The 12,522-nt window shown below is 59.8% G+C and carries 23 protein-coding genes; all 23 read left to right on the top strand.

Going from position 1 to position 12,522, the window contains the following annotated elements; translation table 11 throughout:
• Positions 1-39 precede the first annotated feature (39 nt).
• Positions 40-1,230, top strand: coding sequence for an elongation factor Tu (tuf, locus tag ACO550_RS35620; protein WP_485995116.1), 1,191 nt, complete (start codon positions 40-42; stop codon positions 1,228-1,230).
• A 78-nt stretch (positions 1,231-1,308) separates the two neighbouring features.
• Positions 1,309-1,617 carry a 30S ribosomal protein S10 gene (gene rpsJ / locus ACO550_RS35615; RefSeq protein ID WP_006160488.1) on the top strand — a complete coding sequence of 103 codons (309 nt, stop codon included), beginning with the start codon at positions 1,309-1,311 and terminating at the stop codon, positions 1,615-1,617.
• A gap of 352 nt (positions 1,618-1,969) precedes the next feature.
• Complete coding sequence (gene rplC, locus ACO550_RS35610) at positions 1,970-2,614, top strand: 50S ribosomal protein L3 (protein WP_315598152.1); 645 nt, start codon at positions 1,970-1,972, stop codon at positions 2,612-2,614.
• Between the two features lie 12 nt (positions 2,615-2,626).
• A complete protein-coding gene (gene rplD / locus ACO550_RS35605) occupies positions 2,627-3,247 on the top strand; it encodes a 50S ribosomal protein L4 (protein ID WP_315598151.1) in 621 nt (206 codons plus the stop codon).
• Complete coding sequence (gene rplW, locus ACO550_RS35600; RefSeq protein WP_006576245.1) at positions 3,244-3,558, top strand: 50S ribosomal protein L23; 315 nt, start codon at positions 3,244-3,246, stop codon at positions 3,556-3,558. Before rplD ends, rplW begins: the two co-directional genes overlap by 4 nt.
• A gap of 2 nt (positions 3,559-3,560) precedes the next feature.
• Positions 3,561-4,391, top strand: coding sequence for a 50S ribosomal protein L2 (rplB, locus tag ACO550_RS35595; protein WP_315598150.1), 831 nt, complete (start codon positions 3,561-3,563; stop codon positions 4,389-4,391).
• A gap of 22 nt (positions 4,392-4,413) precedes the next feature.
• On the top strand, positions 4,414-4,689 hold the full coding sequence (rpsS, locus tag ACO550_RS35590) for a 30S ribosomal protein S19 (RefSeq protein ID WP_092602200.1): 276 nt from the start codon (positions 4,414-4,416) through the stop codon (positions 4,687-4,689).
• Positions 4,690-4,698: 9 nt separating this feature from the next.
• Positions 4,699-5,028, top strand: a complete 330-nt coding sequence (rplV, locus tag ACO550_RS35585) for a 50S ribosomal protein L22 (RefSeq protein WP_315598149.1) — start codon at positions 4,699-4,701, stop codon at positions 5,026-5,028.
• A gap of 9 nt (positions 5,029-5,037) precedes the next feature.
• The gene (gene rpsC / locus ACO550_RS35580; protein ID WP_066731250.1) at positions 5,038-5,835 is read left to right on the top strand and encodes a 30S ribosomal protein S3; all 798 of its coding nucleotides are present in this window, start codon (positions 5,038-5,040) and stop codon (positions 5,833-5,835) included.
• A 2-nt stretch (positions 5,836-5,837) separates the two neighbouring features.
• Positions 5,838-6,254: a 50S ribosomal protein L16 gene (gene rplP, locus ACO550_RS35575; protein WP_006576240.1), complete on the top strand. Its 417-nt coding sequence runs from the start codon at positions 5,838-5,840 to the stop codon at positions 6,252-6,254.
• Between the two features lie 12 nt (positions 6,255-6,266).
• Positions 6,267-6,461 (top strand): 50S ribosomal protein L29, encoded by a 195-nt coding sequence (gene rpmC / locus ACO550_RS35570; RefSeq protein ID WP_137925260.1) that lies wholly within the window; start codon positions 6,267-6,269, stop codon positions 6,459-6,461.
• A complete protein-coding gene (gene rpsQ, locus ACO550_RS35565) occupies positions 6,458-6,736 on the top strand; it encodes a 30S ribosomal protein S17 (protein ID WP_315598148.1) in 279 nt (92 codons plus the stop codon). Before rpmC ends, rpsQ begins: the two co-directional genes overlap by 4 nt.
• Positions 6,737-7,011: 275 nt before the next feature.
• On the top strand, positions 7,012-7,380 hold the full coding sequence (gene rplN / locus ACO550_RS35560; protein WP_006576237.1) for a 50S ribosomal protein L14: 369 nt from the start codon (positions 7,012-7,014) through the stop codon (positions 7,378-7,380).
• Between the two features lie 9 nt (positions 7,381-7,389).
• Entirely contained in the window at positions 7,390-7,698 is a 309-nt protein-coding gene (gene rplX / locus ACO550_RS35555) for a 50S ribosomal protein L24 (RefSeq protein WP_315598147.1), read from the top strand.
• Positions 7,699-7,723: 25 nt separating this feature from the next.
• A complete protein-coding gene (gene rplE / locus ACO550_RS35550; RefSeq protein ID WP_019451027.1) occupies positions 7,724-8,266 on the top strand; it encodes a 50S ribosomal protein L5 in 543 nt (180 codons plus the stop codon).
• A 9-nt stretch (positions 8,267-8,275) separates the two neighbouring features.
• Complete coding sequence (rpsN, locus tag ACO550_RS35545; protein ID WP_008642942.1) at positions 8,276-8,581, top strand: 30S ribosomal protein S14; 306 nt, start codon at positions 8,276-8,278, stop codon at positions 8,579-8,581.
• A gap of 27 nt (positions 8,582-8,608) precedes the next feature.
• A complete protein-coding gene (gene rpsH / locus ACO550_RS35540) occupies positions 8,609-9,004 on the top strand; it encodes a 30S ribosomal protein S8 (RefSeq protein ID WP_019451029.1) in 396 nt (131 codons plus the stop codon).
• A gap of 9 nt (positions 9,005-9,013) precedes the next feature.
• Positions 9,014-9,547 carry a 50S ribosomal protein L6 gene (gene rplF / locus ACO550_RS35535; protein ID WP_315598146.1) on the top strand — a complete coding sequence of 178 codons (534 nt, stop codon included), beginning with the start codon at positions 9,014-9,016 and terminating at the stop codon, positions 9,545-9,547.
• Positions 9,548-9,558: 11 nt separating this feature from the next.
• Positions 9,559-9,915: a 50S ribosomal protein L18 gene (gene rplR, locus ACO550_RS35530; protein ID WP_315598154.1), complete on the top strand. Its 357-nt coding sequence runs from the start codon at positions 9,559-9,561 to the stop codon at positions 9,913-9,915.
• Positions 9,916-9,936: 21 nt separating this feature from the next.
• Entirely contained in the window at positions 9,937-10,455 is a 519-nt protein-coding gene (gene rpsE, locus ACO550_RS35525) for a 30S ribosomal protein S5 (RefSeq protein ID WP_315598145.1), read from the top strand.
• A gap of 10 nt (positions 10,456-10,465) precedes the next feature.
• On the top strand, positions 10,466-10,648 hold the full coding sequence (gene rpmD, locus ACO550_RS35520; RefSeq protein ID WP_008642953.1) for a 50S ribosomal protein L30: 183 nt from the start codon (positions 10,466-10,468) through the stop codon (positions 10,646-10,648).
• 19 nt (positions 10,649-10,667) lie between these two features.
• Positions 10,668-11,102, top strand: coding sequence for a 50S ribosomal protein L15 (rplO, locus tag ACO550_RS35515; RefSeq protein WP_315598144.1), 435 nt, complete (start codon positions 10,668-10,670; stop codon positions 11,100-11,102).
• Between the two features lie 49 nt (positions 11,103-11,151).
• A complete protein-coding gene (gene secY, locus ACO550_RS35510; RefSeq protein WP_315598143.1) occupies positions 11,152-12,495 on the top strand; it encodes a preprotein translocase subunit SecY in 1,344 nt (447 codons plus the stop codon).
• Positions 12,496-12,522: the final 27 nt, after the last annotated feature.

The following is a 12,522-nucleotide window of genomic DNA, read 5'->3' as shown; positions in this document are numbered from 1 at the left end:
AAGAATTGAATCTGACTGTATTCCATTAGGAGCTGAAACATGGCAAAGGAAAAGTTCGAGCGGACCAAGCCGCACGTGAACGTTGGTACGATTGGTCACGTTGACCACGGCAAGACGACGCTGACGGCAGCGATTGCCACGGTGCTGGCTGCAAAGTTCGGTGGCGCCGCCAAGAAGTACGACGAGATCGACGCAGCGCCGGAAGAGAAGGCACGCGGCATCACGATCAACACCGCGCACGTGGAATACGAAACGGCGAACCGCCACTACGCCCACGTTGACTGCCCGGGCCACGCTGACTATGTGAAGAACATGATCACGGGCGCTGCGCAGATGGACGGCGCAATCCTGGTTTGCTCGGCCGCTGACGGCCCGATGCCGCAAACGCGTGAGCACATCCTGCTGGCCCGCCAGGTTGGCGTGCCGTACATCATCGTGTTCCTGAACAAGTGCGACATGGTGGACGACGCCGAGCTGCTCGAGCTGGTGGAAATGGAAGTGCGCGAGCTGCTGAGCAAGTACGACTTCCCGGGCGACGACACGCCGATCGTGAAGGGTTCGGCCAAGCTGGCGCTGGAAGGCGACAAGGGCGAACTGGGCGAAGTGGCGATCATGGCCCTGGCCGACGCGCTGGACACGTACATCCCGACGCCGGAGCGCGCTGTGGACGGTACGTTCCTGATGCCGGTGGAAGACGTGTTCTCGATCTCGGGCCGCGGTACCGTGGTGACCGGCCGTATCGAGCGCGGTGTGGTGAAGGTTGGTGAGGAAATCGAAATCGTGGGTATCCGCCCGACGGTCAAGACGACCTGCACCGGCGTGGAAATGTTCCGCAAGCTGCTGGACCAGGGTCAGGCAGGCGACAACGTGGGTCTGCTGCTGCGCGGCACGAAGCGCGAAGACGTCGAGCGTGGTCAAGTCCTGTGCAAGCCGGGCTCGATCAAGCCGCACACCCACTTCACCGGTGAGGTGTACATTCTGTCGAAGGACGAAGGTGGTCGTCACACGCCGTTCTTCAACAACTACCGCCCGCAGTTCTACTTCCGTACGACCGACGTGACTGGCTCGATCGAGCTGCCGAAGGACAAGGAAATGGTCATGCCGGGTGACAACGTGTCGATCACCGTCAAGCTGATCGCCCCGATCGCCATGGAAGAAGGCCTGCGCTTCGCAATCCGCGAAGGTGGCCGTACCGTCGGCGCCGGCGTTGTGGCAAAGATCCTCGACTAAGCAAACTTCCTGGGACATGCCCCTGGCATGTCCCCTATAATCCGGGCGCGTTGCCCATCGCTCTTTTAAGGAACAATCATGCAGAACCAGAAGATCCGTATCCGCCTGAAGGCTTTCGACTATCGCCTGATCGACCAGTCGGCCGCCGAAATCGTGGATACCGCCAAGCGTACCGGCGCGATCGTCAAGGGCCCGGTGCCCCTGCCGACCCGCATCCAGCGCTTCGACATCCTGCGTTCGCCGCACGTCAACAAGACCAGCCGCGATCAGTTCGAGATCCGCACGCACCAACGTCTGATGGATATCGTCGACCCGACGGACAAGACCGTTGATGCGCTGATGAAGCTCGACCTGCCGGCAGGCGTCGACGTCGAGATCAAGGTGTAAGTATGTTTCGGGCCGGGATCCCGGCCTGATGCAGCAGGAAACGGCGGACGCAAGTTCGCCGTTCTTGTTTTCCGGGCAGCATTCGCAGTTCGATTTCTCCGGAAAACCACATGATCGGCATGCAATGTGCCGTATCGGGCTTCGATTTCATGCCCAACAGCTGTCGCTGCTACAAAAAGCGCGGCACTGCTTGTCCTTTCAAAATTACTGCGATATAGTGTAAGGCTACCCATTTGTATGGGTAGTGGGGACCGTTTTGGTCATGCGCAATCCTTTTCGCGCAACCCGCAAATCGCACAGTTTTCGTGTATCAATCAGCCCCGGCCAATCGCAGCTGGGAATGGAGCAAACCATGAGCCTTGGCCTTGTAGGTCGCAAGGTTGGCATGACCCGTATTTTCACGGACGACGGTGATTCGATTCCCGTTACCGTGGTCGAGGTCGGCGACAACCGCGTGACGCAAATCAAGACGGACGAGACCGACGGTTATACCGCGGTTCAAGTCACCTTCGGCAGCCGCCGCGCAAGCCGCGTTACCAAGCCGCTGGCGGGTCATCTCGCCAAAGCCGGTGTGGAAGCTGGTGAAGTCATCAAAGAATTCCGCATCGATGCAGCCAAGGCTGCCGAACTGCAAGCTGGCGGTTCGCTGTCTGTCGACCTGTTCCAGGTTGGCCAGAAGATCGACGTGCAGGGCGTGAGCATCGGTAAGGGCTACGCCGGTACCATCAAGCGCTACCACTTCGCATCGGGTCGTGCCACCCACGGTAACTCGCGTTCGCACAACGTGCCGGGTTCCATCGGTATGGCGCAGGATCCGGGTCGCGTGTTCCCTGGTAAGCGCATGACGGGTCACCTCGGTGACGTTACCCGTACCGTTCAAAACCTCGAGATCGCCAAGATCGACGCAGAGCGCAAGCTGCTGCTGGTCAAGGGCGCCATCCCCGGTTCCAAGGGCGGCAAGGTCATCGTGACCCCGGCCGTCAAGGCCAAAGCTTAAGGAGCGTATGTAATGGAACTCAAGCTCCTCCAGGACAACGGTCAAATCGGCGCCGGCGTGAACGCGTCGCCCGAAGTGTTCGGCCGTGACTACAACGAAGCACTGGTTCACCAGATCGTTGTTGCATATCAGGCGAACGCCCGTAGCGGTAACCGTAAGCAGAAGGACCGCGAAGAAGTCAAGCACACGACCAAGAAGCCGTGGCGCCAGAAGGGTACGGGCCGCGCTCGTGCCGGTATGTCGTCCTCGCCTCTGTGGCGTGGCGGTGGCCGTATCTTCCCGAATTCGCCGGAAGAGAACTTCAGCCAGAAGGTCAACAAGAAGATGTTCCGTGCCGGTATGCGCTCGATTTACTCGCAGCTCGCACGTGAAGGTCGTATCAACGTCGTGGACGGTTTCGCTGTCGACGCGCCCAAGACCAAGCTCTTGGCCGACAAGTTCAAGGCCATGGGCCTGGACTCGGTGCTGATCATCACCGACAGCCTCGACGAAAACCTCTACCTGGCTTCGCGCAACCTGCCCAACGTGGCAGTCGTGGAGCCGCGCCACGCTGATCCCCTGTCGCTCGTGCACTACAAGAAGGTGCTCGTGACGAAGGCAGCTGTCGCGCAGATCGAGGAGTTGCTGAAATGACGCAAGTAGCCAAGAACGATCATCGTTTGATGCAGGTGCTGCTCGCGCCGGTGGTTTCCGAAAAGGCAACCCTGGTCGCCGACAAGAACGAACAGGTTGTGTTCGAAGTGGCTCGCGATGCCAACAAGGCAGAAGTGAAGGCCGCAGTTGAACTGCTGTTCAAGGTCGAGGTGCAGTCCGTTCAGATCCTGAACCAGAAGGGCAAGCAAAAGCGCTTTGGCCGCTTCATGGGCCGTCGCAACCACGTAAAGAAAGCTTACGTGTCGCTGAAGCCGGGTCAGGAAATCAATTTTGAAGCGGAGGCCAAGTAATCATGGCACTCGTCAAGACCAAGCCGACTTCCCCGGGCCGTCGCTCGATGGTGAAGGTCGTTAACCGCGACCTGCACAAGGGTGCCCCGCACGCTCCGCTGCTGGAAAAGCAATTCCAGAAGTCGGGTCGTAACAACAATGGTCACATCACCACCCGTCACAAGGGCGGTGGTCATAAGCACCACTACCGCGTGGTCGACTTCAAGCGTAACGACAAGGACGGCATCGCCGCCAAGGTCGAGCGCCTGGAATACGATCCGAACCGCAGCGCAAACATCGCGCTGGTGCTGTTCGCCGACGGCGAGCGCCGCTACATCATCGCCACCAAGGGCATGGTAGCTGGCCAGGCCCTGATGAACGGCTCGGAAGCGCCGATCAAGGCCGGTAACAACCTGCCGATCCGCAACATCCCGGTGGGTACCACGATCAACAACGTGGAAATGCTGCCGGGCAAGGGCGCGCAAATCGCGCGTGCTGCTGGCGGTTCCGCCGTGCTGCTGGCCCGTGAAGGCCTGTACGCCCAGGTTCGTCTGCGCTCCGGTGAAGTGCGTCGCGTGCATATCGAATGCCGCGCCACCATCGGTGAAGTGGGCAACGAAGAGCACAGCCTGCGCGTTATCGGCAAGGCCGGTGCAACTCGCTGGCGCGGTATTCGCCCGACCGTTCGCGGTGTGGTGATGAACCCGGTGGACCACCCGCACGGTGGTGGTGAAGGCAAGACTGCTGCTGGTCGTGATCCGGTGTCGCCGTGGGGTACCCCGGCCAAGGGTTACCGTACTCGCAGCAACAAGCGCACGGACAGCATGATCGTCCAGCGCCGCCACAAGCGCTAATCGGTAGGTAGGAGCTAAAGATATGACTCGTTCCGCAAAAAAGGGTCCGTTCTGCGACGACCACCTGCTGAAGAAGGTGGAAACGGCCGTAGCCGGCAAGGACAAGAAGCCCATCAAGACATGGTCGCGTCGTTCGACGATCATGCCTGATTTCATCGGCCTGACGATCGCCGTGCACAACGGCCGTCAACACGTGCCGGTGTACGTGACGGAAAACATGGTTGGCCACAAGCTCGGCGAATTTGCGATCACTCGCACGTTCAAGGGCCATGCGGCTGACAAGAAAGCGAAGAGGTAAGGTGCCATCATGGAAGTGAAAGCGATTCATCGCGGTGCCCGTATCTCCGCCCAGAAGACGCGTCTGGTCGCTGACCAGATCCGCGGTCTGCCGATCGAGCGCGCGCTCAACGTCCTGGCATTCAGCCCGAAAAAGGCTGCCGGGATCGTGAAGAAGGTGGTCGAATCGGCCATCGCCAACGCCGAGCACAACGAAGGTGCCGACATCGACGAACTGAAGGTCAAGGCCATCTTCGTCGACAAGGCAACCTCGCTCAAGCGCTTCACCGCACGGGCGAAGGGCCGCGGCAACCGCATCGAGAAACAAACCTGTCACATCACTGTGACGCTCGGCAACTAAGGAGTCACGATGGGACAGAAGATTCATCCGACTGGCTTCCGTCTGGCCGTCAGCCGTAACTGGGCTTCGCGTTGGTACGCCAACAACACGAAGTTCGCCGGCATGCTGAAAGAAGACATCGAAGTTCGCGAGTTCCTGAAGAAGAAGCTCAAGAACGCATCGGTTGGCCGCGTCGTGATCGAGCGCCCTGCCCGCAATGCACGTATCACCATTTATAGCTCGCGTCCGGGCGTGGTGATCGGCAAGAAGGGTGAGGACATCGAACTGCTGAAGGCCGAACTGCAACGTCGCATGGGTGTGCCCGTGCACGTGAACATCGAAGAAATCCGCAAGCCGGAAACCGATGCGCAGCTGATCGCCGATTCGATCACGCAACAGCTCGAGCGCCGCATCATGTTCCGTCGCGCCATGAAGCGCGCGATGCAGAACGCCATGCGTCTGGGTGCCCAAGGCATCAAGATCATGAGCTCGGGTCGTCTGAACGGTATCGAAATCGCACGTACCGAGTGGTACCGCGAAGGCCGTGTGCCCCTGCACACCCTGCGTGCCGACATCGACTACGGCTTCTCCGAAGCCGAAACCACCTACGGCATCATCGGTGTCAAGGTGTGGGTCTACAAGGGTGATCACCTGGGCCGCAATGACGCGCCCGTGGTGGAAGAGCCGCAAGAAGACCGTCGTCGTCGTCCGGGTCGCCCGGAAGGCCGCCGCCGTGAAGGCGAAGGCCGTCCGTCGGGTAACCGCCGCGGTGGTGCCGGTGCTGGTCGTCGTGCTGCGCCTGGTGCAGACGCGAAGAGTGGAGAATAACAATGCTGCAACCCAAGCGTAGGAAGTATCGCAAGGAGCAGAAGGGCCGCAACACGGGTAAGGCTACCCGTGGCAACGCCGTGTCTTTTGGCGAATTCGGCCTGAAGGCAATGGGCCGTGGCCGTCTGACCGCTCGTCAGATCGAGTCGGCACGTCGTGCGATGACCCGTCACATCAAGCGTGGCGGCCGCATCTGGATCCGGATTTTCCCGGACAAGCCGATTTCGAAGAAGCCTGCCGAAGTCCGTATGGGTAACGGTAAGGGCAATCCGGAATACTACGTGGCTGAAATCCAGCCGGGCAAGATGCTGTACGAAATGGATGGCGTGAGCGAAGAGCTGGCGCGTGAGGCGTTCCGCCTCGCGGCCGCCAAGCTGCCGATCGCCACGAATTTCGTGGTGCGTCAGGTCGGTACGTAAGGAGAGATTGGGATGAAAGCATCCGAACTGCGCGGCAAGGACGCCGCTGGCCTGAATCAGGAGCTCTCCGAGCTGCTGAAGGCTCAATTTAGCCTGCGCATGCAAAAGGCCACCCAACAGCTGCAGAACACCAGCCAGCTGAAGAAGGTGCGCAAGGACATCGCGCGTGTGCAAACCGTGCTGAACGAGAAGGCGGACGCGAAATGACTGAAGCTGCGAAGACTGAAGCGTCGCTTCGCCGGACCCTCGTGGGCCGTGTCGTGAGCGACAAGATGGACAAGACCGTGACGGTCCTGATTGAAAACCGCGTCAAGCATCCTCTGTACGGCAAGTACGTGCTGCGTTCGAAGAAGTACCACGCACACGACGAAGCCAACCAGTACAAGGAAGGCGACAAGGTCGAGATCCAGGAAACCCGTCCGCTGTCGCGGACCAAGTCCTGGGTTGTTTCCCGGCTGGTAGAAGCTGCTCGCGTCATCTAAGCACAACAGTGCATTGATGACTTGCAAGTCCAGGATTGTGTTGCTATAATCCTGGACTTCCGCTTTATTGCGTTCGCTTAAGCAGTATCAAACGAGCGGACCGACGAGGCGAGCCAGAGTCTGGTATCCCGCAGTAACGGGGGTGGCAGGCACTACCGACTTCCAAGTTGATCAACCCAAGCGGTGCTGGCGCAATGCCTGGCTCCGACGGGACCAAGACTGACCGGCAGGCTTCATATCGAAGTTCTGGCGGATTAAGTTGGGAAGATAACACCATGATTCAGACAGAAAGCCGGCTCGAAGTGGCCGATAACACCGGTGCGCGCGAAGTGCTGTGCATCAAGGTACTGGGTGGGTCCAAGCGCCGCTATGCGAGCGTGGGCGACATCATCAAGGTGACCGTGAAGGACGCAGCGCCGCGCGGTCGCGTGAAGAAGGGCGACATCTACAACGCAGTGGTCGTGCGCACCGCCAAGGGCGTGCGTCGCGCTGACGGTTCGCTCGTCAAGTTCGACGGCAATGCTGCCGTCCTGCTGAACAACAAGCTCGAGCCGATCGGCACCCGTATCTTCGGGCCGGTGACTCGTGAACTCCGTACCGAGCGCTTCATGAAGATCGTGTCGCTCGCTCCGGAAGTGCTGTAAGGAGCCGCCATGAACAAGATTCGCAAAGGCGACGAAGTCATCGTGCTGACCGGTAAGGACAAGGGCAAGCGCGGTCTCGTGCAAGCAGTGCAGGGCGACAAGCTCGTGGTTGAAGGCGTGAACGTTGCCAAGAAGCATGCTCGCCCGAACCCGATGCTCGGCACCACCGGTGGTGTGGTCGACAAGCTGATGCCGCTGCATATTTCCAACGTTGCGCTCGTGGATGCCAATGGCAAGCCGTCGCGTGTCGGTATCAAGGTCGAAGACGGCAAGCGTGTACGCGTGCTGAAGACGACCGGTGCCGTCCTGGCCGCTTGATTCTGGGCACAGATAGGAGTTGAGCATGACAGCACGTCTGCAAGAGTTTTACAAAGAACAAGTTGTGCCGGCGCTGATGAAGCAGTTCGGCTACAAGTCGGTCATGGAAGTGCCGCGTTTCACCAAGATCACCCTGAACATGGGTCTGGGTGAAGCGATCAATGACAAGAAGGTCATTGAGCTGGCCGTTGGCGACCTGACCAAGATTGCCGGTCAGAAGCCCGTGGTGACGAAGGCCAAGAAGGCCATCGCCGGCTTCAAGATCCGTCAGGGTTACCCCATCGGTGCGATGGTGACCCTGCGCGGTGAGCGCATGTTCGAATTTCTCGATCGTTTCGTGACCGTGGCACTGCCGCGTGTGCGTGACTTCCGTGGTGTGTCGGGCCGTTCGTTCGATGGTCGTGGCAACTACAACATCGGTGTGAAAGAGCAGATCATTTTCCCCGAAATCGAGTACGACAAGATCGACGCACTGCGTGGTCTGAACATCAGCATCACGACGACGGCTAAGAACGACGAGGAAGCCAAGGCTCTCCTGAACGCGTTCAAGTTCCCGTTCCGTAATTAAGGAATAACCGTGGCTAAACTGGCTCTGATTGAACGTGAGAAGAAGCGCGCAAAGCTCGTGGCGAAGTACGCCGACAAGCGCGCAAACCTCAAGGCCATTATTGACGACCAAGAAAAGTCGGAAGAAGAGCGTTACCTCGCGCGTCTCGAGCTGCAAAAGCTCCCGCGCAACGCTAACCCGACCCGCCAGCGTAACCGCTGCGCGATCACCGGTCGTCCCCGCGGTACGTTCCGCAAGTTTGGCCTGGCGCGTAACAAGATCCGTGAGATCGCCTTCAAGGGCGAAATTCCGGGTCTGACGAAAGCCAGCTGGTAATTACGCACAGGCTACAGGAGAAACAGTATGAGCATGAGCGATCCTATCGCCGATATGCTGACGCGCATCCGCAACGCCCAAGGCGTGCAGAAGGCGTCGGTGGTCATGCCCTCGTCGAAACTGAAGGTTGCGATCGCCAAGGTCCTCAAGGACGAAGGCTACGTCGACGACTACTCGGTCCAGGAAGATGGCGGCAAGGCGCAACTGACCATTGGTCTCAAGTATTACGCTGGCCGTCCGGTCATCGAGCGCATCGAACGCGTCTCGAAGCCCGGTCTGCGCGTGTACAAGGGCCGCAGCGACATCCCCCAAGTGATGAACGGCCTGGGTGTGGCGATCATTTCGACCCCGCAGGGTCTGATGACCGACCGCAAGGCACGTGCCACTGGCGTGGGCGGTGAAGTTCTCTGCTACGTCGCGTAAGGAGCAAACATGTCCCGTGTAGGTAAGGCTCCCATCGCGCTGCCGAAAGGCGCAGAAGTCAACGTGGCGGCTGGCGTGCTCTCCGTTAAGGGCCCGCTTGGTACGCTGACCCAGTCGATTCACAACCTGGTCAAGGTCAACGTTGCCGACGGCACGCTGACGTTCGCCCCGGCTGACGAATCGCGTGAAGCAAACGCCCTGCAAGGCACCATGCGCGCCCTGGCGGCAAACATGGTCAAGGGTGTGACCACCGGTTTCGAGCGCAAGCTGCAGCTGGTTGGCGTGGGTTACCGCGCTCAACTGCAAGGCGCCGCGCTGAAGCTTCAGCTTGGTTTCTCGCACGACGTGATTCACGAAATGCCGGAAGGCGTGAAGGCCGAAACGCCGACGCAGACGGAAATCGTGATCAAGGGTGCTGACAAGCAGAAAGTCGGTCAGGTTGCCGCGGAAGTCCGCGCGTACCGTCCGCCTGAGCCCTACAAGGGCAAGGGTGTTCGTTACGCCGACGAGCGCGTCATCCTGAAGGAAACCAAGAAGAAGTAAGGGGTCCAATGATGAACAAGAAAGACGCTCGTTTGCGCCGTGCACGTCAGACCCGCGCCAAGATCGCGGAACTGAAGATCAATCGTCTGACCGTGTTCCGTACGAATTCGCATATTTACGCTCAGGTGTACTCGCCGTGCGGCACGCAAGTGCTGGCGTCGGCTTCGACCGCCGAGGCAGAAGTGCGCAAGGAACTGACTGGCAGCGGTGCTACCGTTGCCGCCGCCACCGCAGTTGGCAAGCGCGTTGCCGAGAAGGCAAAGGCTGCTGGCGTGGAGACCGTAGCGTTCGATCGTGGCGGCTTCCGCTTCCACGGCCGCGTGAAGGCCCTGGCTGATGCCGCGCGTGAAGCCGGCCTCAAGTTCTAAGCGCTCAGAGAGAGATACGTCATGGCAAAGATGCAAGCAAAAGTCCAGCAGGACGAACGCGACGACGGCCTCCGCGAGAAGATGATCTCGGTCAACCGTGTCACCAAAGTGGTGAAGGGTGGCCGTATCCTCGGTTTCGCTGCGCTGACCGTGGTAGGTGACGGCGATGGCCGCATCGGCATGGGCAAGGGCAAGGCCAAGGAAGTACCGGTGGCCGTGCAGAAGGCAATGGACGAAGCCCGTCGCAAGATGGTCAAGGTCGCCTTGAAGAACGGCACGCTGCAACACGAAGTTGTTGGCAAGCATGGCGCCGCCAAGGTGCTGATGATGCCCGCCAAGGAAGGTACCGGCGTGATCGCCGGCGGCCCGATGCGCGCGATCTTCGAAGTAATGGGTGTGACGAACGTTGTGACGAAGTCGCACGGTTCGACGAACCCTTACAACATGGTTCGTGCCACCCTCGATGGTCTGAGCAAGATGAGCACGCCGGGCGAAATCGCCGCCAAGCGTGGCAAGTCGGTCGAAGACATCCTCGGCTAAGGTGAACGAAATGTCGCAGAAAACCGTAAAAGTGCAACTCGTGCGCAGCCTGATCGGCACGCGCGAGGATCATCGTGCCACCGTCCGTGGCCTGGGCCTGCGTCGCCTGAACTCCGTTTCGGAGCTGCAGGACACGCCCGCCGTGCGCGGCATGATCAACAAGGTCTCGTACCTGGTCAAGGTTCTGGCCTGATCTGGACTCGGAGAGCAACATGCAACTGAACAACCTGAAACCGGCTGACGGTTCGAAGCACGCCAAGCGTCGCGTCGGCCGCGGTATCGGCTCCGGCCTGGGCAAGACGGCTGGTCGCGGTCACAAGGGTCAGAAGTCGCGTTCGGGCGGCTTCCACAAGGTGGGCTTCGAAGGCGGTCAAATGCCGCTGTATCGTCGTCTGCCGAAGCGTGGTTTCACCTCGCTGACCAAGGCCTTCAACGCCGAAGTGACCCTGCGCGACATCGAGCGCCTGGAAGCTGCTGAAGTGGACCTGCTGGTCCTGAAGGCAGCTGGCCTGGTGGGCGATCTGGTCAAGAGCGCAAAGGTCATCAAGGCTGGCGAACTGTCCCGCAAGGTGACGATCAAGGGTCTGGGTGCCACCGCTGGCGCCAAGGCTGCGATCGAAGCCGCTGGCGGCCAGATCGAAGCGTAATTACGCAGTAGCATTCGCAGCATAGGCGAAGTCACAGTCGGAGCATCGTTTGGCCACGGCGAAACCCAATGCAAGCACGCAGGCCAGGAACACGGCGAAGTACGGCGATTTGAAGCGCCGGCTGATGTTCCTGGTGCTGGCTTTGATCGTCTACCGCATCGGTGCACATATTCCGGTGCCGGGGATCGATCCGGACCAGCTTGCGAAGCTTTTCCAGAGTCAGTCGGGTGGCATCCTCGGGATGTTTAACCTGTTCTCGGGCGGTGCGCTGTCGCGCTTTACCGTCTTCGCGCTCGGCATCATGCCGTACATCTCGGCGTCGATCATCATGCAGTTGCTGACGATCGTGCTGCCGCAGCTGGAGTCGTTGAAGAAGGAAGGGCAGGCGGGGCAACGGAAAATCACGCAATACACGCGTTACGGTACGGTGGTCCTGGCCACGTTCCAGGCGCTGTCGATTGCAGTGGCGCTGGAGTCTCAGCCGGGTCTGGTTATCGACCCGGGCCTGATGTTCCGGGCGACGGCTGTGATCACGTTGGTGACCGGCACGATGTTCCTGATGTGGCTGGGTGAGCAGATCACCGAGCGTGGTCTGGGCAACGGCATCTCGATCATCATCTTTGGCGGTATCGCGGCGGGCTTGCCCAATGCGATCGGCGGACTGTTTGAACTGGTCCGCACGGGTTCCATGAGCATCATCGCGGCGATCCTGATCGTGGCGATCGTGGCTGGTGTGACCTACGCCGTGGTGTTTATCGAGCGTGGTCAGCGCAAGATCCTGGTGAACTATGCCAAGCGTCAGGTCGGCAACAAGGTGTACGGCGGTCAGTCGTCGCACCTGCCGCTGAAGCTGAACATGGCAGGGGTGATTCCGCCGATCTTTGCATCGTCGATCATTCTGTTCCCGGCGACGATTGCGGGCTGGTTCACGTCTGACTCGACGGGCGCGGTTGGCCGGTTCATCAAGGACCTGGCAGCCACGTTGTCGCCGGGCCAGCCGGTCTACATCCTGCTGTATGCGACTGCGATTGTATTCTTCTGCTTCTTCTATACGGCCCTGGTCTATAACAGCCGGGAAGTAGCGGATAACCTGAAGAAAAGTGGAGCCTTCATTCCGGGCATCCGTCCGGGCGAGCAAACGACGCGCTATATCGACAAGATCCTGGTGCGCCTGACGCTGGCTGGTGCGATTTACATCACGCTAGTCTGCCTGTTGCCGGAATTCCTGGTGCTGCGCTGGAACGTTCCGTTCTATTTCGGCGGAACCTCGTTGCTGATCATCGTGGTCGTCACGATGGACTTCATGTCACAGGTACAGTCCTATGTCATGTCGCAGCAATACGAGTCGCTGCTGAAGAAGGCGAATTTCAAGGGTAACCTGACCTTGCGCTGACAAAGCCGGGGTCGGGACGGGCACCAG

Source organism: Cupriavidus sp. (assembly GCF_057315035.1).
This window is presented reverse-complemented; position numbering and strand designations above follow the sequence as displayed.

Excerpts from the sequence above, each read along its gene's own strand:
- tuf (WP_485995116.1), top strand. The coding sequence starts at position 40 with ATGGCAAAGGAAAAGTTCGAGCGGACCAAGCCGCACGTGAACGTTGGT.
- rpsJ (WP_006160488.1), top strand. The coding sequence starts at position 1,309 with ATGCAGAACCAGAAGATCCGTATCCGCCTGAAGGCTTTCGACTATCGC.
- rplC (WP_315598152.1), top strand. The coding sequence starts at position 1,970 with ATGAGCCTTGGCCTTGTAGGTCGCAAGGTTGGCATGACCCGTATTTTC.
- rplD (WP_315598151.1), top strand. The coding sequence starts at position 2,627 with ATGGAACTCAAGCTCCTCCAGGACAACGGTCAAATCGGCGCCGGCGTG.
- rplW (WP_006576245.1), top strand. The coding sequence starts at position 3,244 with ATGACGCAAGTAGCCAAGAACGATCATCGTTTGATGCAGGTGCTGCTC.
- rplB (WP_315598150.1), top strand. The coding sequence starts at position 3,561 with ATGGCACTCGTCAAGACCAAGCCGACTTCCCCGGGCCGTCGCTCGATG.
- rpsS (WP_092602200.1), top strand. The coding sequence starts at position 4,414 with ATGACTCGTTCCGCAAAAAAGGGTCCGTTCTGCGACGACCACCTGCTG.
- rplV (WP_315598149.1), top strand. The coding sequence starts at position 4,699 with ATGGAAGTGAAAGCGATTCATCGCGGTGCCCGTATCTCCGCCCAGAAG.
- rpsC (WP_066731250.1), top strand. The coding sequence starts at position 5,038 with ATGGGACAGAAGATTCATCCGACTGGCTTCCGTCTGGCCGTCAGCCGT.
- rplP (WP_006576240.1), top strand. The coding sequence starts at position 5,838 with ATGCTGCAACCCAAGCGTAGGAAGTATCGCAAGGAGCAGAAGGGCCGC.
- rpmC (WP_137925260.1), top strand. The coding sequence starts at position 6,267 with ATGAAAGCATCCGAACTGCGCGGCAAGGACGCCGCTGGCCTGAATCAG.
- rpsQ (WP_315598148.1), top strand. The coding sequence starts at position 6,458 with ATGACTGAAGCTGCGAAGACTGAAGCGTCGCTTCGCCGGACCCTCGTG.
- rplN (WP_006576237.1), top strand. The coding sequence starts at position 7,012 with ATGATTCAGACAGAAAGCCGGCTCGAAGTGGCCGATAACACCGGTGCG.
- rplX (WP_315598147.1), top strand. The coding sequence starts at position 7,390 with ATGAACAAGATTCGCAAAGGCGACGAAGTCATCGTGCTGACCGGTAAG.
- rplE (WP_019451027.1), top strand. The coding sequence starts at position 7,724 with ATGACAGCACGTCTGCAAGAGTTTTACAAAGAACAAGTTGTGCCGGCG.
- rpsH (WP_019451029.1), top strand. The coding sequence starts at position 8,609 with ATGAGCATGAGCGATCCTATCGCCGATATGCTGACGCGCATCCGCAAC.
- rplF (WP_315598146.1), top strand. The coding sequence starts at position 9,014 with ATGTCCCGTGTAGGTAAGGCTCCCATCGCGCTGCCGAAAGGCGCAGAA.
- rplR (WP_315598154.1), top strand. The coding sequence starts at position 9,559 with ATGAACAAGAAAGACGCTCGTTTGCGCCGTGCACGTCAGACCCGCGCC.
- rpsE (WP_315598145.1), top strand. The coding sequence starts at position 9,937 with ATGGCAAAGATGCAAGCAAAAGTCCAGCAGGACGAACGCGACGACGGC.
- rpmD (WP_008642953.1), top strand. The coding sequence starts at position 10,466 with ATGTCGCAGAAAACCGTAAAAGTGCAACTCGTGCGCAGCCTGATCGGC.
- rplO (WP_315598144.1), top strand. The coding sequence starts at position 10,668 with ATGCAACTGAACAACCTGAAACCGGCTGACGGTTCGAAGCACGCCAAG.